The 19801-nt window shown below is 43.0% G+C and carries 17 protein-coding genes and 1 pseudogene; 13 read left to right on the forward strand and 5 right to left on the reverse strand.

The window, feature by feature from the left end; genetic code table 11:
* Positions 1-38 precede the first annotated feature (38 nt).
* The 4 genes from KW060_RS07165 to KW060_RS07180 all read right to left on the reverse strand — a co-directional run bounded on the left by KW060_RS07165 (position 39) and on the right by KW060_RS07180 (position 4375).
* Positions 39-710: an adenine nucleotide alpha hydrolase gene (locus tag KW060_RS07165; protein WP_249034128.1), complete on the reverse strand. Its 672-nt coding sequence runs from the start codon at positions 708-710 to the stop codon at positions 39-41.
* Complete coding sequence (locus KW060_RS07170; RefSeq protein ID WP_249034129.1) at positions 697-963, reverse strand: hypothetical protein; 267 nt, start codon at positions 961-963, stop codon at positions 697-699. Before KW060_RS07170 ends, KW060_RS07165 begins: the two co-directional genes overlap by 14 nt.
* 10 nt (positions 964-973) lie before the next feature.
* Complete coding sequence (locus tag KW060_RS07175; protein WP_249034130.1) at positions 974-2566, reverse strand: flavin monoamine oxidase family protein; 1593 nt, start codon at positions 2564-2566, stop codon at positions 974-976.
* 204 nt (positions 2567-2770) lie between these two features.
* A complete protein-coding gene (locus KW060_RS07180; protein WP_249034131.1) occupies positions 2771-4375 on the reverse strand; it encodes a flavin monoamine oxidase family protein in 1605 nt (534 codons plus the stop codon).
* Between the two features lie 137 nt (positions 4376-4512).
* On the opposite strand from KW060_RS07180, the gene KW060_RS07185 reads away from it, so the two are divergent.
* The 9 genes and pseudogenes from KW060_RS07185 to KW060_RS07225 form a co-directional block, all read left to right on the forward strand.
* Positions 4513-4902 (forward strand): DUF7793 family protein, encoded by a 390-nt coding sequence (locus KW060_RS07185; protein ID WP_249034132.1) that lies wholly within the window; start codon positions 4513-4515, stop codon positions 4900-4902.
* An 88-nt stretch (positions 4903-4990) separates the two neighbouring features.
* A complete protein-coding gene (gor, locus tag KW060_RS07190; protein ID WP_249034133.1) occupies positions 4991-6340 on the forward strand; it encodes a glutathione-disulfide reductase in 1350 nt (449 codons plus the stop codon).
* A 71-nt stretch (positions 6341-6411) separates the two neighbouring features.
* Positions 6412-7800: a class II 3-deoxy-7-phosphoheptulonate synthase gene (locus KW060_RS07195; RefSeq protein WP_249034134.1), complete on the forward strand. Its 1389-nt coding sequence runs from the start codon at positions 6412-6414 to the stop codon at positions 7798-7800.
* Positions 7801-7818: 18 nt separating this feature from the next.
* Entirely contained in the window at positions 7819-9483 is a 1665-nt protein-coding gene (locus KW060_RS07200; protein WP_249034135.1) for an NAD+ synthase, read from the forward strand.
* 2 nt (positions 9484-9485) lie between these two features.
* A complete protein-coding gene (gene gltX / locus KW060_RS07205) occupies positions 9486-10820 on the forward strand; it encodes a glutamate--tRNA ligase (RefSeq protein ID WP_249034136.1) in 1335 nt (444 codons plus the stop codon).
* The gene (gene cysS, locus KW060_RS07210) at positions 10804-12126 is read left to right on the forward strand and encodes a cysteine--tRNA ligase (RefSeq protein ID WP_249034137.1); all 1323 of its coding nucleotides are present in this window, start codon (positions 10804-10806) and stop codon (positions 12124-12126) included. Before gltX ends, cysS begins: the two co-directional genes overlap by 17 nt.
* Before the next feature lie 3 nt (positions 12127-12129).
* Positions 12130-12951, forward strand: coding sequence for an RNA methyltransferase (locus tag KW060_RS07215; RefSeq protein ID WP_249034138.1), 822 nt, complete (start codon positions 12130-12132; stop codon positions 12949-12951).
* A 138-nt stretch (positions 12952-13089) separates the two neighbouring features.
* Positions 13090-13701 (forward strand): 30S ribosomal protein S4, encoded by a 612-nt coding sequence (gene rpsD, locus KW060_RS07220; RefSeq protein WP_249034139.1) that lies wholly within the window; start codon positions 13090-13092, stop codon positions 13699-13701.
* Between the two features lie 291 nt (positions 13702-13992).
* Positions 13993-15849: pseudogene (locus KW060_RS07225) on the forward strand (nitrate- and nitrite sensing domain-containing protein); the annotation flags it as partial.
* 44 nt (positions 15850-15893) lie between these two features.
* On the opposite strand, the gene KW060_RS07230 reads toward KW060_RS07225, so the two are convergent.
* Positions 15894-17363, reverse strand: a complete 1470-nt coding sequence (locus tag KW060_RS07230; protein WP_249034140.1) for an APC family permease — start codon at positions 17361-17363, stop codon at positions 15894-15896.
* A gap of 157 nt (positions 17364-17520) precedes the next feature.
* On the opposite strand from KW060_RS07230, the gene KW060_RS07235 reads away from it, so the two are divergent.
* The 4 genes from KW060_RS07235 to KW060_RS07250 all read left to right on the forward strand — a co-directional run bounded on the left by KW060_RS07235 (position 17521) and on the right by KW060_RS07250 (position 19793).
* Positions 17521-17940 carry a DUF350 domain-containing protein gene (locus tag KW060_RS07235; protein WP_249034141.1) on the forward strand — a complete coding sequence of 140 codons (420 nt, stop codon included), beginning with the start codon at positions 17521-17523 and terminating at the stop codon, positions 17938-17940.
* Between the two features lie 9 nt (positions 17941-17949).
* Positions 17950-18588, forward strand: coding sequence for a glutathione S-transferase family protein (locus KW060_RS07240; RefSeq protein ID WP_249034142.1), 639 nt, complete (start codon positions 17950-17952; stop codon positions 18586-18588).
* Positions 18589-18592: 4 nt separating this feature from the next.
* Positions 18593-19459, forward strand: coding sequence for a S1 family peptidase (locus tag KW060_RS07245; RefSeq protein ID WP_249034143.1), 867 nt, complete (start codon positions 18593-18595; stop codon positions 19457-19459).
* A gap of 103 nt (positions 19460-19562) precedes the next feature.
* Positions 19563-19793: a hypothetical protein gene (locus KW060_RS07250; RefSeq protein WP_249034144.1), complete on the forward strand. Its 231-nt coding sequence runs from the start codon at positions 19563-19565 to the stop codon at positions 19791-19793.
* Positions 19794-19801 lie beyond the last annotated feature (8 nt).

Below are 19801 nucleotides of genomic sequence, written 5' to 3' on the forward strand. Positions count from 1 at the left end.
TGAAATAGCCTGCAAAAAATATTGAGGGTTGATGCGGGTTATGGAATCACATCAGCAAAAATAAAGCCGTCTCTTTCAACGATTTCACCAACAGTTACGGGGATATCGTTTTTAAGCATTGGTCCTTTTATTACAACAGAATGGAATTCGCCGTTTTCACCGCAAGGGTCGATGTGGTCAGGCAGGTCCGCGAGTAATGCCGGCCCAAATTCGCGCCCGGCAAATGATTTATCAAGTTTTTTCGGATCAATGCAGGTTAAAATTGATCTTAACCCGCTATCGATCATTTCATGGGCCAGTTCGGTCGTGTCTTTTTTCCACAGTGGGAATACACATTCAAGTTCTGCTTTTTCCATTTGGCGCAGGCGGTAATCACGCACATCTTCTAAGAATAAATCACCAAAAATAACGTGGGTTATGCCATCGGCTTTAAGCGTTTCAGATAACGCACGCATCTTTTCTTCATAAATTTCATTGGTGCAGGGAGAAGGGATATATGATTTATACCCCTTAAGCCCCGTATTCTGTATTTGAATATCAAGAAGTTCTTCACGTACGCCATGCATAGAAACGCGTTTAAAGGTTTCGGTAATAGTGGTCAATGTTCCGACAATGTCAAAATCGCCGGAACTTTTTGCAATGTGATATGCGTATGCGCTGTCTTTACCGCTGCTCCAGGATACGACGGCCTTTGGTTTATTTGCTGTCATTATCCTGATCAGTATTCATAATTGGATTTCTTAATTTTTTACCCGTAACGCAAATGAAAAATCCAGCCGGAAATGCAAGAATGCCAGTAATAAATTCAAATAAAGCATCAGGTAATCCATCAACACCAACCTGTGTATACACGAAATAGGAATAAGCCGGGCCCGCCGCAATCATAAACGCGCCAAAGCCCATCATGATGGTACGTAAAAATTTGTAACTGAATACTTTATTATCAATATTTCTTAATGACATGTTTTGGATTTTATCCTTTGCTTACTCGTTTATCAAGATCATCAATTGAATGCCATGCTGATTCAATCGCCGCGAAGATCCAACCGCGGTGCATAGGCACCATGCCATTACCACTGAATAGAACACGTTTTTCGCCTTCTATTAGTGCAGGGAATCTTCTTGTGATATTACGTTTTGACCACACGACCCAAGCGGCGAGGGCATATTTCTGTTTATGCCATGCCATTGAAACGCCTTTGCCGTTATAATATTTACGGAAATAACCTGGGTGAATTTTTTCACCAATTTCAAGACTGGTTTCAAAGCGGTCTTTAATGGATTTATTGCCCAATTTAATCGCGCCGCCACGCCGCGCGTATGATGTCAGAAGCACACCTGTTGAATTACTGAACAGTTCATCGGACGGGTAACTAATTTCGCCACTTTCTTCAAAATCGTTGGCGGTGATACCACCGTAAATTTGTTCTTCATTTTCCCAAAATCGTTGAGAGAACTGAAGACCGTTTTTAACAATTGGTGCGGATGTTGGCGCACGTAAGCCCGCAACAACATCTTCACGGAAATCGGTTTTGATTTTGTTGAGCGTCGGGAACATTAAACATGAAATTGCGTAATCTGCTGTTACCGTTTCTTCTCGTCCTGATTTCGTATCTTTATATGTCACAGAAACGCTGCTATCAGATTGCTTGATTTCTGTAATTTCTGAATTAAGTCTGATAATGCCTTTTGGCAATGCATCGGCCATGGCAAATGGAATTTGATCCATGCCACCTTTCGGTTGGAACATCATCGCCGGATGGTCACGGTCGATATGACGTGTGCCCATTTTAAATTTAAGCAGATCTGATAATTCATAAGGATCAGCAAGCTTACCCAAATCGGTACCAACGGACGGTGAATTTTCATAACCACGCGCCAAGTTAGCACGGTAATTAAGTTCACGGCGGTCAATTAATCCTGTCGCCTTAAGATATTCAAGTATGCGTTCTTGATCTTCTTTAGTAACGCGTTCATCAAGGAAACCGTCATTCACACATTTCGCAAGCAGTTCGGCCACATATCCAGTACGGTCAGTATCAACATCATTTTGGCGTAGTGATTTGCCTACAAGTGGGCCTTCGCCTTTACTTTGGTAGTAATATGCTGAAAATGCCTTGTTCACGAATGGCTCAAGCTCGATACCAAGTTTTTTACAATAGTAAATTGTTGAATGATGTTCTGGCGCAATACGCCATGGGCCAACGTTCAAATATTGATTGTTGTCAAAATCACAAACCTGTCTTTCACCGCCAACATCTTCGATCACTGTACCTTTGCGTGCTGACATACATCTGCCGCCAACGTGGTCTTTTGCCTCTAGGATTTGAACGTCATATCCTTTTTTAGTTAGCTCAAGCGCGCAGACCAGACCGGAAATACCAGCACCAAGAACGAGTACTTTTTTACCGTTCCCGTCGGTTGTCATTTTTGGTGGCTCTGTCATGGTTGATGCCATGGCGCGGTCCCATGCGGCCATAGTTGACATCATGGCTGATGTTCCCGCCATCATACCAATTCGTGTAAGAAAGTCCCGTTTTGTAAAACTGTTATTATTTTCAGTCATTTTGTGCCCCTATATTTTAAAGAAAACGTATATTAGGGGCTATAAAAAAATATGCAAGCCTAGTGTTTAGCTTTGCGCCATTCTTTTATCGATGTCTTCCATGGTCAGCCACGCGCCTGCTTTTTATAAATTGGTTCCGGTATGCTTCGCATCCCATGAACCATGCTCAAGGCTGTATCTCAGGCGCATGATTTTTTTATGGAATTAACTTTGGGCAATACGCTTGTCGATATCTTCCATCGTCAGCCATGCGCCTTCGATTGCACCAGCCATCCAACCATCAAGAATTGGTGTGATGCCGTTACCGGAAAATAGCACGCGACGCTCACCTTTTAACAGGATCGGAAGCTTATTACGGCGTGCACGGGCGGACCAACCAACCCAACCACCAAGCGAGTATTTCTCTCTATGCCATGCAATGGACATTGCTTTGCCATTGAAATGTTTGCGGTATAAACCCGGATGAACCTTTTCACCACTTGCCACAGCAAGTTCAATGCGTTCTGCAATCGAAAGGTTACTATTTGCCACGGCAGGTGCACCAAATTCATAATCACCAAGAAGCACGCCACCAAGTGAGCTATGCAAATCACTGGATGGGTAAGAAATGACACGGTTACCCGGAATATCGGTCTGTGTCACGCCACCATAAATCATTTCATCTTTTTCCCAGAAACGACGATCAAATTGTAAGCCAATTTTATAAGCAGGGGCGCTGCGCGGGCTTTTAATCGCGTCAATTGTTTCTGCTGCAAAATCATTTTCAATCTGGTTAAGTACGCCAAATGGAATTGTCGTGATACAGTAATCGCCGCTTGCTGTTTCTTCTTTGCCTGTGTTGGTATCAAAATATGAAACTTGTGCGCCGTCATCGGTTTGTTCGATTTTGGTGACTTCTTTATTAAATTTCACCATACCTTTCGGAAGGGCGTCGAACATTGCATGGGCAATACGATCCATGCCGCCGACAGCTTGGAACATAACGGCTGGATGGTCGGCCGTGTCCCAACGGGCGCCAACGCGCACTTTTAAAAGATCAGAAAAATTATATGGTTCAGAAAATGTGCCGAAATGCATACCTGCGCCGGGATAATCTTCAAACCCGCGTGCGCGACCTGTGATGTAATTTAAATCTCTGCGGTCTAAAAGTCCGGTTGTTTTTAAATGTTCAATTAAATTATCGCGGTCTTCCGCTGTCATTTTATCATCAAGTGATCCATCAGACGCACATTTCGCCAGCAATTCATAAATATTACCGTGACGGTCGACCTCAGCATGGCGATGTCTGATGCGTTTTCCTTTAAGTGGCCCTTCAGCCTTTTCGGAATAAATGAATGTTTGCGCGCTTTCATTGATCATTGGCTGCAGTTCAACATTCAACGTATTACAGTAATAAAGGGTTGAATGATGTTCTTGGGCAATACGCCATGGGCCGTGGTTGATATATTGATTGTTATCGAAATCACAGACTTGCTTTTCACCGCCGATTTCTTGAATAACCGATCCTTTACGGGCTGATTGACAGCGACCACCGGCAAATGATCGTGCCTCAAGGATTTCTACATCATATCCTTTTTTGCTTAATTCAAGCCCAAGAACCATACCAGCAAGACCAGCACCAAGAACAACAATCTTTTTGCCATTTCCATCAGTTGCCATTTTCGGTGGTTCGGTTTTATCCGATGCAATTGATTTATCAAACGCGCCCATTGCCGCGAACATGGCCGCAGAACCACCCAGCATACCAATTGTTTGAAGAAAATCTCTTTTGCTTAAATCACCGTAAATGTTACTGCTGTTGTCGGTCATTATTATTCCTTTAACTAAAATTCATAAAATATGGCTGACACACTATAATTTCTTTGTACAAATGAACAGTAAAAAATGATAGATTTTACTCTAAAATAACTATAACGTTATTCGTAACTGCTTGAGGGAGCTTGGGGATGCTTGAAGGATACGAACAGCCGGACGAAATGCCATCAATCAATGTGGATGAACAAGGTATTGTTCATGCAGATTTCGGAACCATCCCCATTACTGCGGCGCATATTGTCTATTGCGTGCAAAAACAAAAAGAAATAAGCGATCTGGGCAGGTGGCCTGTGATGTTAACGGGGGAAGTCGCCCATAATATTGATGGTGATGTATCAAGGATCGGCAGCACACCATGGGTCGCGGATGCAACATCTGCCCTTGCGATTATTACAGAGAAAAAGATCACACGAATTCTGGCTAATTTTTTCATGAAAATTCAGAAAAACCCATATCCCACCAAATTATTTGATAGTCGGGAAGAGGCATACGAATGGCTTAAAAAATTTACGACAGAATAATAGTATTATTTAATTATTTTCTCACCTTGACTTTATCACCTTAAGCCCCCAATTAAATTCTATTGAATTTATAAATAGGATTAATGAAATGTATGATTATGATTTCTTTGTGATTGGGGCCGGTTCCGGTGGTGTTCGTTCAAGCAGAATGGCGGCCACATATGGCGCAAAAGTTGGTCTTTGTGAAGATTACCGTGTTGGCGGAACATGCGTAATACGTGGTTGCGTACCAAAGAAATTATATGTTTATGCATCAGAATATTCGAGCGCGTTTAAAGACGCAGAAGGTTTCGGCTGGTCCGCAGAACGCCCAAAGCTTGATTGGCAAAAGCTTGTTTCCAATAAAGAAGACGAAATTACAAGGCTTGAGGGATTATACGGTAAGAACCTTGATAACCATGATGTTGAAATCATTAAGGCCCGTGGTAAGTTACTAGATGCGCATACGGTCGAATTAACCGATGAAAATGGTTCACGCACAGTGACAGCTGATAAAATTCTAATCGCAACGGGGGCATGGCCATCATTCCCGGATATTCCGGGAATTGAACATGCCATTTCATCCAATGAGGCATTTGATCTACCGGAACTGCCGAAACGAATTACTGTTGTTGGCGGTGGCTATATCGCCGTGGAATTTGCCGGTATTTTCAATGGTTTGGGTGTTGAAACGTCGCTTTTATACCGTGGTGAAGAAATCCTTCGCGGTTTTGATCTTGAAGTCCGTAGCAAACTGCGTGATGAAATGGTGAAAAAAGGTGTTGATGTCCGTATCAATACCAATGTCACTGAAATCAAAAAAGATGGTGATCAATATATCCTTAAGCTTACTGATGGTAACGAAATGGCCACTGATCTCGTGATGTATGCAACCGGCCGTCAGGCAAACACGAAAAACATTGGCCTTGAAGAGCTAGGCGTTAAAATGAAGCCAAACGGCGAAATTATCGTTGATGAATATTACCGTTCAAATGTTGATAATATTTTTGCGGTAGGTGATGTGATCGGCGGAATGCAGTTAACACCAATTGCGATTAAAGAGGGCGCAGCCCTTGCAGCAACGCAGTTTAATGATACACCAACCACGGTTAATTATGACCATATTCCAACGGCGATATTCTCTCAACCGCCAATTGGCACCGTGGGACTATCAGAGGAAGACGCACGAGAAAAATATGGTGATGACTTAAAAGTATTCCGCAGCGAATATAAATCCATGAAATTTACGCTTGCCGGTCGTGATGAAAGATCACTGATTAAAATGCTGGTGGATGGCAAGACCGATAAGGTCGTCGGCGCCCATATGATTGGCCCGGATAGCGCGGAAATTATTCAGGGAATTGCCGTTGCTATCAAGTGTGGCGCGACCAAGGCACAGTTCGATGATACCGTCGCTGTACACCCATCAAGTGCAGAAGAATTTGTTTTAATGAAGTAATGCTTTATTTTCAGGGCAAAAAGCCTTATAGAAAGCATAATTTACACAAAATTTATAACGGAATTTGAAAAATGACTAAAAACTGGACACCTGATAGCTGGAGATCAATGCCAATCCGCCAGGTCCCAACTTATCCAGACGAAGCTAAGCTTGCTTCTGTCGAAGCTGAACTACGCGATCTGCCACCACTTGTATTTGCTGGTGAAGCACGTCGTCTTAAAAAACAATTAGGTGAAGTGGCAAACGGTAATGCGTTTCTTCTTCAGGGTGGGGACTGTGCCGAAAGTTTTGCGGAGTTTCACGCTGATAAGATTCGTGACACTTTCCGTGTTCTTCTTCAAATGTCTGTTGCGCTTACATTCGCGGCATCTTGCCCGATTGTAAAAGTGGGCCGCATGGCTGGTCAATATGCGAAACCACGTAGTTCTGACACAGAAACAAAGGGTGATGAAAGTCTTCCAAGTTACCGTGGTGATATTATTAACGGTATCGATTTTAATGAAGCGGCCCGTGTTCCTGATCCAGAACGTATGATCAAAGGATATGCGCAAGCATCATCAACATTGAACCTTCTTCGTGCTTTTGCGCAAGGTGGTTACGCGAACTTGAAAAAAGTACACCAATGGAACCTTGATTTCGTCGGTGGCGGTGAAGCCGTAGAAAAATACCAAGATATGGCTGACCGTATCGATGAAGCGATGGCATTTATGCAGGCTTGCGGTATTAACCCGAACAGCAAAGCATTGAACTCAACTGATTTCTACGTATCACATGAAGCACTTCTTCTTCGTTATGAAGAGGCACTAACCCGTGTTGATAGTACAACAGGCGATTGGTACGACACATCAGGACACATGCTATGGATCGGTGACCGTACACGTATCCTTGGCGAAGCACATGTTGAATTCCTACGTGGTATTCAGAACCCAATCGGCCTTAAAGTCGGTCCAACAACCGACCTTGATGAACTTGTTAAAATCATTGATGAAATCAATCCAGAAGACGAAGCAGGGCGCATCACGCTGATCTGCCGCATGGGTGCAGACATCATCGAAGACAAGCTTCCAGCCGTAATTAAACGCATCGAAGAAGAAGGCAAAACAGTTGTTTGGTCATCTGATCCAATGCACGGTAACACGATTTCTGCGTCAAACGGCTTTAAAACTCGTCCGTTTGAAAATGTTCTTGCTGAAATTCGTCGTTTCTTCCGCATTCACCGCAGCATGGGTACATATGCCGGTGGTGTTCATTTTGAAATGACAGGTCAGGACGTAACAGAATGTACCGGTGGTGCAGAGGCAATTACAGATGAGAAACTTGCCGATCGTTACCGCACACATTGTGACCCGCGTCTTAACGCGAGCCAAAGCCTTGAGCTTGCTTTCCTAATTGCGGAAGGGCTTAAGGAAGAACGTGACGAGCGTGCAAAAGAAGCTAAAAAAGCAGCAGCTGCAAGCTAAGAAGAGCGACCATGCCAGATGACCAGTGCATTAAAGATCGCAATTGCGACAATAAATCCAACAGTCGGTGATATCGACGGTAACGCCACGCGCATCTTAAAGGTGCGCGAGGAAACCCCAGATGTTGATTTAATTGTTTATAGCGAACTTTGCCTGATTGGCTATCCTCCGGAAGATTTGGTTTTAAAACCCGCATTCCAGCGCGACGCGATGGATAAAACGGTCGAACTTGCGCAGGTCACCAAAGATGGTGGCCCTGCGATGCTGATCAGTTCATTATGGGTTGAGGGTGGCAAGCTTTATAATTCATCTATCATGCTTGATAATGGCACCATTGCGGCGATCCGTCATAAACGTGATCTGCCCAATTATGGTGTCTTTGATGAAAAGCGCGTCTTTTCACGCGGCCCATGCCCGGAACCGGTTGAATTTAAGGGTGTAAAGCTTGGCGTTCTCACTTGCGAAGATCTGTGGTGGGAAGAGGTCACGGAATATCTTACCAATAAACATAGCGATATTTTGGTTTCTCTCAATGGTTCCCCATATGACTTACCGAAAGCGGGTGACCGCCTTACAAATGGTAAAGATCGTGTCACACAATCTGGTTTACCGCTGATATATACCAATCAGGTTGGTGGTCAGGATGAACTGGTGTTTGATGGTGAGGCTTTCATCATGGACACAGCAGGTAACATCGTAATGCGACAACAATCATTTGTTGAAGAAACGACTGTAACCAATTGGTTTAAAGGTGAAAATGGCAAGTGGGCATGTTCACCGATGGATGTTGCAGAAAAGAACGATCGTTTAACCGATATTTATCAGGCGATGATGATTGGTGTGCGTGATTATGTGAATAAAAACCGTTTTCCGGGTGTGATTATCGGGATGTCTGGCGGTGTGGATAGCGCGTTAAGTGCCATTGTCGCGGTTGATGCGTTGGGCGCGGACCGTGTGCATCTTGTGATGATGCCGAGTAAATATACATCCGAAGAAAGCCTGATTGATGCATCGGATGCAGCACGCATGATGGGGTGCTCAATTGATAATATTCCGATTAATGATGCGGTTGAAGCATTCGATAAGACATTAGAAGCATCATTTGCAGGAACAGAAGCAGATTTGACCGAAGAAAATCTTCAATCAAGGATCAGAGCAATCATCCTGATGGGGATTAGTAATAAACACGGTAAAATGGTGCTAACAACCGGAAATAAATCTGAAATGTCAGTGGGTTACGCAACCCTTTATGGTGATATGTGTGGCGGATATAATGCGTTAAAAGATATCTATAAGCTTGATGTATTCAAACTTTGTCATTGGCGTAATGAAAATCATCCAAATGGTGGTTTAGGTCCGCGTGGTCAGATTATGCCGACAAATATTATTGAAAAACCACCAACAGCAGAACTTCGTCCGGATCAAAAGGATGAAGACAGTCTTCCGCCATATGAGGTTTTAGACGATATTCTGGAATGCCTGATTGAAAAAGAAATGACCAAGAAAGATATTGTTAAACGCGGTCACGATCAGGAAACAGTTGCACGTATTCAGCATCTCCTTTATATCGCGGAATATAAACGCAGACAGTCACCACCAGGTGTAAAAATATCAGATAAGAATTTTGGCCGTGATCGCAGATATCCGATTACAAATGGCTACAGAGATAAGAAGGTAAACTAATAATGTCCGTAAAAGTAAGATTTGCCCCAAGTCCAACAGGGAAACTTCACGTAGGAAACGTTCGTACTGCGATCGCAAACTGGCTTTATGCTCGTAAAATGGGTGGCGTGTTCTTTCTGCGTATCGATGATACCGATCTTGAACGTTCAACAAAAGAATATGAAGACGGCATTTATGATGATCTTAAATGGCTTGGTCTTGATTGGGATGAGACAGCAAAACAATCAGAACGTTTTGACCGATATGACGCCGCCGTTGAGAAATTAAAGGCTGACGGACGTCTTTATCCATGTTACGAGACAGCACAAGAGCTTGAATTAAAACGTAAAATTCAACTAGGTCAAGGTAAACCACCACTTTATGATCGTGCGGCGCTGAAGCTGACCGCAGAAGAAATTGAGAAGTACGAGGCCGAAGGGCGCACTCCACACTGGCGCTTTAAATTAAATGTGCCGGGCAGAGTAGAATGGGAAGATTGCGTTAAAGGTCATCAAAATTTTGATATCGGCGCGCTATCCGATCCGATCCTTGTGCGTGGTGATGGGACTTACCTTTATACGCTGCCGTCCGTTGTGGATGATATCGATTTCGGCATTACGCACATCATGCGCGGTGAAGATCACAGTGCAAACAGTGCTGTTCAAACGCAAGTTTTCGAAGCTTTAGGCGCAAAAGCACCTGAAATGGCGCATTTTTCACTATTAACGGGTGCAAAGGGTGAGGGGCTATCAAAACGCCTTGGTTCCGCATCCATCAAATCATACCGTGAAGATGACGGCCTAGAAGCCATGAGCATTGTTTCGCTACTCGCGCGTCTTGGTTCATCGGATGCGATTGAGCCATTTACGGATATTCAGCCGTTAATTGACGGTTTTGAATTTTCCAAATTCAGCCGCGCTACTGCGAAATTTGACCCACGCGACCTTGAGCTATTAAACGCGAAAATTCTGCATGTGACGGAATTTGATGTGGTTAAAGACCGCCTTCCGGAAACATGCACAAAAGACATCTGGGATATGGCTCGTGCGAATATCACCAAAGTTGGTGATGTAAGTGATTGGCTTACCATTATCAATGGTCCGGTTACGCCAGTGATCGAAGATGCTGATTTTATCGCTAAAGCGGCAGCATTACTGCCATCTGGCGATTGGGACGGGACCACATGGAAAGCATGGACAACTTCGGTTAAAGAAGAAACCGGCGCCAAAGGTAAACAGTTATTTATGCCTTTACGTCAGGCGGTTACAGGACAAAACCACGGTCCGGAAATGGGAACATTATTGCCGCTGATTGGGGCAGAACGCGTGAAGGCACGTTTAAATGGCGAACAAGCTTAAAATATACAACACCCTTAACAATGTTAAGGAAGAATTTAATCCAATCGATCCAAACCACGTCAAAATGTATGTGTGTGGACCGACGGTGTATAATTATGCCCATGTGGGAAATGCCCGCCCGGTTGTTGTGTTTGATACGCTTTATCGCTTGCTTAAACATGATTATCCGAATGTGACATATGCACGCAATATCACCGATATTGATGATAAAATCATTGAAGCGAGCCTTGAAACCGGCGATGAAATTTCCACTATTACGGAAAAATACACTCGTATTTACGAAGAAGACATGGGCGCGTTAAATGCCTTTCTTCCGGATATCCGCCCAAAAGCAACCGAATATATTCAGGAAATGATCGACCTGATCAGTGATCTGATTAAAAAGGGTCATGCTTACGAGGTCGACGGTCATGTGCTATTCGAAGTATCGACAATGGCCGATTACGGCGAACTTTCCGGTAAAGATGTAAACGACCTGATTGCAGGTGCGCGTGTGAATGTCGCGGATTATAAACGCGAGGGGGCCGATTTCGTTCTCTGGAAACCGTCCACCGACGAACAGCCAGGCTGGGAAAGCCCATGGGGCCGTGGTCGTCCGGGTTGGCATACGGAATGTTCCGCGATGATCCATAAAAACTTTGGTGAAACAATCGATATTCATGGTGGCGGTCAGGATTTGATCTTCCCACATCACGAAAATGAAATCGCCCAAAGCAAATGTTCACATGGCGGCGCAAACCTTGCCAATTATTGGATGCATAATGGTTATTTGACCGTTGACGGTGAAAAAATGTCAAAATCACTTGGTAATTTCATCACGGTTCATGAACTTTTGGAAGAATTCCCGGGTAAAGGGGAAGCAGTTCGTATGGCGCTTCTGACTAGTCATTATAGACAACCCGCGGATTTTAGCCGTGACGCTATTAATCAGGCAAAGAAACAGCTTGATCGTTGGTACCGCGCTGTTGAAGGTGTTAAGGCAACAGAACCAGCAGAAGCTGTTCTTGAAGCGATGCGTGATGATTTAAATACGCCAAAAGCGATTATGGAATTAAACCAGCTTGCAAAAGATGAAAGTAATGCTGGTGCGCTTAAAGCATCCGCAGCACTCCTTGGCCTGCTTCAAAATGATGATTGGTTTGCAGCACAAGATGTCGACTTTGATATTGATGCGCTAATTCAGGAACGCGCAGACGCCAAAGCCAATAAAAATTGGGCACGCGCCGATGAAATTCGTGATGAATTGGCCGCTGAGGGTATTACACTTCTTGATGGGCCGGAAGGCACCACATGGGAAAAGAATTAATCCATGGCCGGGACAGATCATAAAAAGCCTTCGAAATTACAGGAAAATGGCCCTGCGATCATTTTGGTGGTACCGCAGCTTGGTGAAAATATCGGTAAGGCTGTGCGCGCGATGTATAATTTCGGGCTTACTGATCTGCGACTAGTGGCGCCGCGTGATGGTTGGCCCAATGAAGCGGCAGTTGCACCAGCGGCGGGTGCGGATATCGTTTTGGAAAAAACTCGTGTTTATGACACGACGGCAGAAGCCATTGCTGACCTGACTTATGTTTACGCCACAACGGCACGTCCACGTGACATGATTAAAGAAGTCGTGACGCCAAAAGAATGTTGCGCCCGAATGCGCAGTGCTGTTGATGTTGGTGAAAAGGTTGGCCTTTTGTTTGGTCCTGAAAAAGCGGGGCTTAAAAATGATGATATCGCGCTTTCAACCGCGATTGTGTCAGTTCCATTAAACCCGAGCTTTGCATCCATTAATCTGGCGACGGCTGTGGGGTTAATGTCGTATGAATGGTTTCAAACGGGTTCTGATATTCCGGATAGCTATACGCCAAGTCTTGATACGAAACCGGCGACTGCAGGGGAGCTACAAAAATTATTTGATCATATTGAACATGAACTGGAAGAGGCGGGCTATTTCCGTTCTGATCAACGACGTTCATTAATGCGCAGAAACTTGCGTAATATTTTCACTCGATCAGAGATGACCCACGAAGAAGTCAGCACCATGCGCGGTGTTATTAAGGCCCTTGCCACAGGCGGCGGCCCGGGTTGGCAAGCCGAAAAAGCGGAACTTGCCAAAAAGTCCGGTAAAAGTGACGATTAAGTTTGACAAAGCCAACAGAATAGCTATATTCCGCGCATCTCGAATGACCGGGTGAGAGTCCCGGTTGCGTATTTCGCCACATATTGCGATTTACGGCGCTGAGAAAACTTTAATTTAAACAAGCGATTTGGAAGAAAAATGACAAAACGTACACAAGCTAAGTATAAAATCGACCGCCGTATGGGTGAAAACATCTGGGGTCGTCCAAAATCACCAGTAAACACACGCGAATACCGTCCTGGCCAACACGGCCAAGGTCGTCGTGCCAAGCTTTCTGACTATGGTATCCAGCTAATGGCTAAACAGAAGCTTAAAGGTCACTATGGTGATATCACAGAAAAACAATTTAAGCGTATCTATAAAGAAGCTGTTCGCCGTCGTGGTGATACAGGTCAAATCTTTGTTGGTCTTCTTGAGTGTCGTCTTGACGCTGTTGTTTACCGTTCAAAATTCGTGCCGACTATTTTCTCTGCACGTCAATTCGTGAACCACGGTCACGTTCTTGTAAACGGTAAAAAAGTAAACATCCCAAGTTACATGGTTAAAGAAGGCGATGTGATCGAGATCCGTGAAAAATCACGTCAAGGTCAACTAGTGATCCAAGGACTTGAGAGCACAGAACGCGAAGTTCCTGAGTACATCCAATCAGAAGGTCATAAAGTGACTTTCCTACGTATCCCGACATTGGATGAAATTCCATACCCGGTTCAAATGGAACCAAACCTAGTGGTGGAATTCTACTCTCGCTAATATTTAAATTAGCAACAAAAGAATTAATTAAGGCTGCCTTTATAGGCGGCCTTTTTTTATGCCGAAAATCAGCATCATTTAAGAGAAGATTAATATTTCTATTTTATAACCTTCTTACGATTTTATTTGGTTGTTTTTTTAAGTAATAGGGATAGGTAATTCAACATGACAGATTTTCTAAATCGGTTCACAATCGGCAGTAGAATTAACAGTTTAATGGGGGTGTTGTTAATTTCATTAGTTGCATTTGCTGCGGCAATGCTGATGCAGTTAAGTACAACTAAAACAGAAATGGAAGATTTGTCGACACTCGCTGAATTTACACCATATGTCGGTAGTGTCATTCATGAATTACAAAAAGAACGTGGTGCATCAGCAGGGTATATCGGTTCATCCGGTGCCTCTCAATTCGCAACTAACCTAAATACGCAAAAGGGCAGCACTGACACGGTTATTCAAGGCTTTAAAGCGGCGGCTGCAAATTTTCCAGTGGAACGGTTCGATGAAAATTTATCAATATTGTTAAATAATGTTCAAGCGAACCTGAATAAGCTTTCTGATGTTCGAAATGATGTGTCGGAATTAAACGCATCAACCCCGGAAATGGCCCGTTATTATACAGGAACGATCAATAGCGCCTTATCGGTAATTAAAGAAGCCGCCCAGCTTACTACTGATTATGAAATGTTAAATAGCATTGTGGTTTATACCTCATTACTTGAGGCTAAAGAAATAGCAGGACTTGAGCGCGCAGCTGGAACAGGCAGTTATGCAGCCGGAAGGTTCAATGATGTGGCACTGGCAAATCTAATTTCATTAATTGCCAAACAAGATGCGTTCATGACTTCATTTAATTCATTTGCATCGCAAGAAGTAAAGGATTTTTATGCACAAACAGTGGTTGGTCAGGAACTTGATCGTCACAACGAATTAAGAGAATACGCCACATCGTCACCAGATGACCTTTCAGGAAGTGGTGCTTCTGGCACAACCGAATGGTTCAGCGTAATGACGGCAAAAATCAATAAAATCAAAGTGGTAGAAGATAAAATTTCAACCGACCTTATTGAACAATCATCTTCTGCATCAGCAGATGCATCAACATCATTTTGGTTTGGTGTTGTGGCGCTTATAGTGTTGGTGGGTATTTCAATTGTTTTCTCAGTAATTATTGCCAGCTCAATTGTTTCGCCATTAAGAAATTTAAGAAAACGGATGCAGGCAGTGGCCAAAGGGGAACTGGATCTGGATATTCCATATATGCATTTCAAAAATGAAATTGGCAACATGGCCAATGCGCTTAATCATTTTAAAGAATCTGCACTAGAAAATATTCGAATGACAGAAGAGGCCGAAAAGAATGAACGTCGCGCGGCAGAAGAAAAAGAAAAAAGAAGATTAGAGGCAGAAGAGCTTGAAAAACAACAAGCGCGCGATAAAGAAGAACAAGAAAGACAAGCGCAAGAAGCCCAATATCAAAACCGTCTTGAGCTTGCACAAAGTTTTGAAGATCGTGTGGTTGGCATTTTGGATAGCTTATCCGGTTCAACTGAAAATCTGAATGTTATTTCTAAAAATATGACGAAAGTTGCGGATGACACACAAGATAAATCGATGGCCGCGAGCAGCGCAACAAGACAGGCTGGTGCAAATGTGCAGGCAGTGGCAAGCGCATCAGAAGAAATGTCAGCATCCATCGCAGAAATTACAAGGCAAGTTTCTGAATCAACCGGAATTGCTAATAATGCGGTAAAAACAGCTGAATCAGCATTAACCCGTGTGAATAAGTTGACAGAAACATCGGAACGAATTGGTGAAGTGGTGCAACTTATTAATGATATCGCGGAACAAACCAACTTGCTTGCGCTTAATGCAACGATTGAATCTGCACGTGCCGGTGAAGCGGGTAAAGGGTTCGCAGTGGTGGCAAATGAGGTAAAATCATTAGCGACCCAAACAGGCAATGCGACTGATGAAATTAGAACGCAAATTACCGAGATGCAGGATGCAACCAAAGGGGCGGTCACAGCAGTGAACGAAATCACAAGCATCATTAATCAAATTAATGATATTTCATTAAGTATTGAATCATCCGTTGAGGAACAATCATCAGCAACAAATGAAATTTCACAAAATGCAATTCAGGCAGCAACTGGTGCAGATGAGGTTGGCAGAAACATCAATGATGTGAGTCAGTCCGCCTCTGAAACAGGTGAGGCCGCACAAACTGTACTTGGTGCATCAGAAGATTTTGCAGAACAAACCAAAGTACTAAGAAATGAAGTAGACAGCTTCCTTAGCGAAGTACGTTCAAAATAATATCTAAATGAATGGGCGAGTGGCTTTTTAACGCTTGCCCATTTATTTTTTGGAAAAATACTCGCCAATTTATAAAGCAACAATCCAGCCGTAATAATGCCCACAGAAAAGAGAATTTCTTCTGTGTTTTGAATGGTTAGATAAAAAAGTGTTACCACGGTTATCGCGATAAAAATGACAGGTGGCAATGGATAGAGCGGTATTTTAAAACCGTCATAATCATCATTATTTCTTTTTCGCAGAATAAAGACACCAATTATTACAAATAATGAATTGATCGCCATTGTAGCGCCGGAAAAGAGTAGAATTGTTTCGAAAGTGGCGCTCCATAAAAATATAAGAGCCAAAATTGATTGTAACCAAATTGCCGTTGCAGGAATGCCGTGCCCGTTTTTCTTTCCTAAAAACTTAACGGCGTCATAATCTTCGCCAAGCATTTGAAGTACCCTTGGTGCCGCGACCAGCATGGCACTTACGGTTGAAATAAGCAGTAATGATAATGATAATCCCATTACCGTTCCACCGACATCCCCAAAGGCATGATTGGCCGCGATAAAACCGATTTCAAGTTCACCTGCCATTGCATCCATCGGTGCAACAGTCAAAAACACATAATTCAGCAGCAAATAACACAGCATCACAATGCCAGTCCCGACGATAAGCACTTTGGGTAATGATTTATTTGGGTTTTCAATTTCACTGGTCAGATATGTTGCCGCATTCCAACCGGTATAAGCATAACCGACATAAATCAAACTGACTGCAAATGCGCCGCCGGTAAATAGTGATAAGTCAGATGATTTTGGCATATAGCTAACGTTCTGTGGCGTTTCCACGAACATTAAGGCCGTTACCGAAAATACGATGATCAGCAAGATTTTGCCAGTTGTGAAGAAATCCTGCAATCCGCCGCTGTTTTTATGGGTGGTTGAATGAACGGCGGTCATGCTGATGATAAGAATGGTAGCGAGCCATAAAGAATTTAACGACGGGAAAACAGAACTTAAATATTCGCCGAATGTCATGGCCGCAAGTGCCGTTGGTGCGGCAAACCCAACAGTTACGGAAATCCAGCCAGATACAAATCCCGCACCAGGATGATAAATTTCACTTAAAAAATTATATTCACCGCCGGAACGAGGAAGGCGGGAGCCAAGTTCCGCATAACATAACGCCCCACAAAGCGACATGAGGCCACCGATCGCCCATAGCGACATAATGACAAAACCTGATCTAATATCGGCGAGCTGGAAACCAAGACTTGTGAATATGCCAGTGCCAATCATATTGGCGACAACAATTGCCATGGCGGTTGGCGTGCTGAATTTCCCCTTTGTGGTCATATTGATCCTTTTTGATTTTGAAGCTAGCAGTATATGTTGAGCGGGGCAAGTAAGCTTTACGAATTAGACGTGCATTTATGAAATTATTTATTCACCACGATAAGTGGTTGCTTATGTGTGTTTTTTACGTAAACTCTTTTAAAAACAAGGAGGAAACATGGAAGCTGTCATTGATACATTAATAATTGGATTTCCGTATTTTATTTCGCATTTCGGTCTAACGATGATTATGCTTGGGGTTAGTGTTTATATTTATGAGAAAATAACACCTTACCATGAACTTGAACTTGTACGTGAAGGAAATAAAGCGGCGGCGATTTCCCTTGCTGCGGCCATACTGGGTCTTGCGATCCCGCTTGCAGAATGTCTTAAGGGTAGTATCAGTCTTTGGGATATATTAATATGGGGCGTTGTTATTCTTGTTGTGCAAATCCTAGCATTCTTTTTTGCAAACCTTGTAATTGATGATTTAAAAGGACGTATTGAACGTGATGAAATCGGCGCTGCGATTTTGCTTTTTGCTGGTAAAATTTCAATTGCGCTACTGAATGCTGCGGCAATTTCAGATAAATTTTAAGGAAAAACCATGCTGACAATTTATGGAAATAAAACATTCAATGTTGTGAAGGTCGTGATGGCAGCAGAAGAGATCGGCCTTGATTATGAATATAAGATGATTGATTTTACCACTGGGGAAATGAAATCGCCGGAATATTTAAAAATTCACCCATTTGGTAAGGTTCCAGCCATAGAACATAATGGTACTGCTATTGTTGAAAGTAATAATATTTGTCGTTATCTGGCAAATATTGGGGGTAAAAAATTATATTCAGATGATCCATTAGCTGCCGCCAAAATCGATGAAATGATTGATTTTATCGGCTATCACGCCGGGCACACCATCACGACATATTTTTATCAGGAAATTGTCAAAAAAGCATTTCATAAGGCAGAACCTAATAAAGACAGTATCGCAAAAGCAAAAGAAACTCTTGATGGTCAATTACCATTCATTGATGAAAAACTTGGTAGTACTGAATTTATCTGTGGCGATAACATTACGATTGCGGATTGTGTGGCCTTTGGCATGGTTATGGTTCATGAATATACGAGCCTGGATATTAGCGAATATGAAAATATTTGTCGTTGGTATGACATGATGAAACAAAGACCATCATATGCCGCGATGATGGAACATATTCCTGGGGGCTATGATTTCGGGTAATTGAATGAGAAGTTTTTTATCGTTTCTTATATTGTTTATTGTGGTTGCTATCGGGGAATTTTCAAAAGACCCTGATTATAAAAAACCGCGTGTTGCGCCGCCACCTGCGGGTGGTCCATCGGCACCACCAATGCCCGATATAAACCCGGAAGGGCGAGGTGAGCTTGAACCGCCATCAGCATTTGATCCAACCATTGAAATTGCAGAAGATGTTAAAAGGCCGAGTGCGCAATATACCGGCACAGCCTTTTCTATTGATAATCGTGGACTTTGGGTAACGGCGAAGCATGTCACCCATGGCTGTGATCAATTAATGTTATTGCGCCCGCATAGAAGAGCACTTAACGTTGAAGCATTATCAGAACACCGCCGCGCCGATGTTGCTATTTTAAGAACCGATGGTGGATACGGGGCGTTTCCTGTGAATTATGAAACCCCGGAATATGATCAGGAAGGATTTCATTTTGGCTTTCCACGTGGTGAACCGGGTGATGTATATTCAAAATTAATCGGAAGACGCATCATTAAAACAACTGGTATAAACCGTGGTAAAGAACCCGTTCTTGTCTGGGCAGAGAAAATAAGAGTACCCGACAGCAATGAAAGCCTAGGTGGGATTAGTGGCGGACCAATTTTAAATAGTGACGGTAGCGTTGTGGGCGTACACATCGCCGGGTCGGTCAGAAGAGGGCGTTCATTCTCGTCATTACCCAGAACGATTAATCAGTTGTTAGATCAGAATGATATTACATTGAATAATCAGTTATCAACACCACCAAAATCCATGCTTAATCAGTCTGATTTTGATGATTTGGGCGATGATTTACGTAAAAATCTACAGGTAGCGCAGGTCATTTGTAGAACTAATTAAGTAAATTATAATTATTTAAAATAGTTATTGCTAAAAGAAATTCGCGTGACAGGTGTAATTTGTTATGATATTTTATATATTAACTAACAAATTCGAGGACGTCATGCGTAAGAAGGATATTGGTGGGCATACGCTTGAATTGCTTCATGATGGAAAAATTAACGAAGCGATTGATGCATTTCACGATGAATGCGATGACCTAACTGATTGTAAATATAGTAATAATAAAGAAAAATGTGTAAAACTTTGTTTGTTACCGAAACTAAGCTATTTGGATATTTGTGCAAATAATCCTGAATTAAAAGGTGTATTGCACAAATTGCATAATCAATAAAAAGGCGC

This window comes from Pseudemcibacter aquimaris, from assembly GCF_028869115.1.
Classification (GTDB): domain Bacteria; phylum Pseudomonadota; class Alphaproteobacteria; order Sphingomonadales; family Emcibacteraceae; genus Pseudemcibacter; species Pseudemcibacter aquimaris.

Excerpts from the sequence above, each read along its gene's own strand:
- KW060_RS07215 (WP_249034138.1), top strand. The coding sequence starts at position 12,130 with ATGGCCGGGACAGATCATAAAAAGCCTTCGAAATTACAGGAAAATGGC.
- cysS (WP_249034137.1), top strand. The coding sequence starts at position 10,804 with ATGGCGAACAAGCTTAAAATATACAACACCCTTAACAATGTTAAGGAA.
- KW060_RS07245 (WP_249034143.1), top strand. The coding sequence starts at position 18,593 with ATGAGAAGTTTTTTATCGTTTCTTATATTGTTTATTGTGGTTGCTATC.
- gltX (WP_249034136.1), top strand. The coding sequence starts at position 9,486 with ATGTCCGTAAAAGTAAGATTTGCCCCAAGTCCAACAGGGAAACTTCAC.
- KW060_RS07165 (WP_249034128.1), bottom strand. The coding sequence starts at position 710 with ATGACAGCAAATAAACCAAAGGCCGTCGTATCCTGGAGCAGCGGTAAA.
- KW060_RS07235 (WP_249034141.1), top strand. The coding sequence starts at position 17,521 with ATGGAAGCTGTCATTGATACATTAATAATTGGATTTCCGTATTTTATT.
- KW060_RS07185 (WP_249034132.1), top strand. The coding sequence starts at position 4,513 with ATGCTTGAAGGATACGAACAGCCGGACGAAATGCCATCAATCAATGTG.
- KW060_RS07230 (WP_249034140.1), bottom strand. The coding sequence starts at position 17,363 with ATGACCACAAAGGGGAAATTCAGCACGCCAACCGCCATGGCAATTGTT.
- KW060_RS07175 (WP_249034130.1), bottom strand. The coding sequence starts at position 2,566 with ATGACTGAAAATAATAACAGTTTTACAAAACGGGACTTTCTTACACGA.
- gor (WP_249034133.1), top strand. The coding sequence starts at position 4,991 with ATGTATGATTATGATTTCTTTGTGATTGGGGCCGGTTCCGGTGGTGTT.
- rpsD (WP_249034139.1), top strand. The coding sequence starts at position 13,090 with ATGACAAAACGTACACAAGCTAAGTATAAAATCGACCGCCGTATGGGT.
- KW060_RS07200 (WP_249034135.1), top strand. The coding sequence starts at position 7,819 with ATGACCAGTGCATTAAAGATCGCAATTGCGACAATAAATCCAACAGTC.
- KW060_RS07180 (WP_249034131.1), bottom strand. The coding sequence starts at position 4,375 with ATGACCGACAACAGCAGTAACATTTACGGTGATTTAAGCAAAAGAGAT.
- KW060_RS07195 (WP_249034134.1), top strand. The coding sequence starts at position 6,412 with ATGACTAAAAACTGGACACCTGATAGCTGGAGATCAATGCCAATCCGC.
- KW060_RS07170 (WP_249034129.1), bottom strand. The coding sequence starts at position 963 with ATGTCATTAAGAAATATTGATAATAAAGTATTCAGTTACAAATTTTTA.
- KW060_RS07250 (WP_249034144.1), top strand. The coding sequence starts at position 19,563 with ATGCGTAAGAAGGATATTGGTGGGCATACGCTTGAATTGCTTCATGAT.
- KW060_RS07240 (WP_249034142.1), top strand. The coding sequence starts at position 17,950 with ATGCTGACAATTTATGGAAATAAAACATTCAATGTTGTGAAGGTCGTG.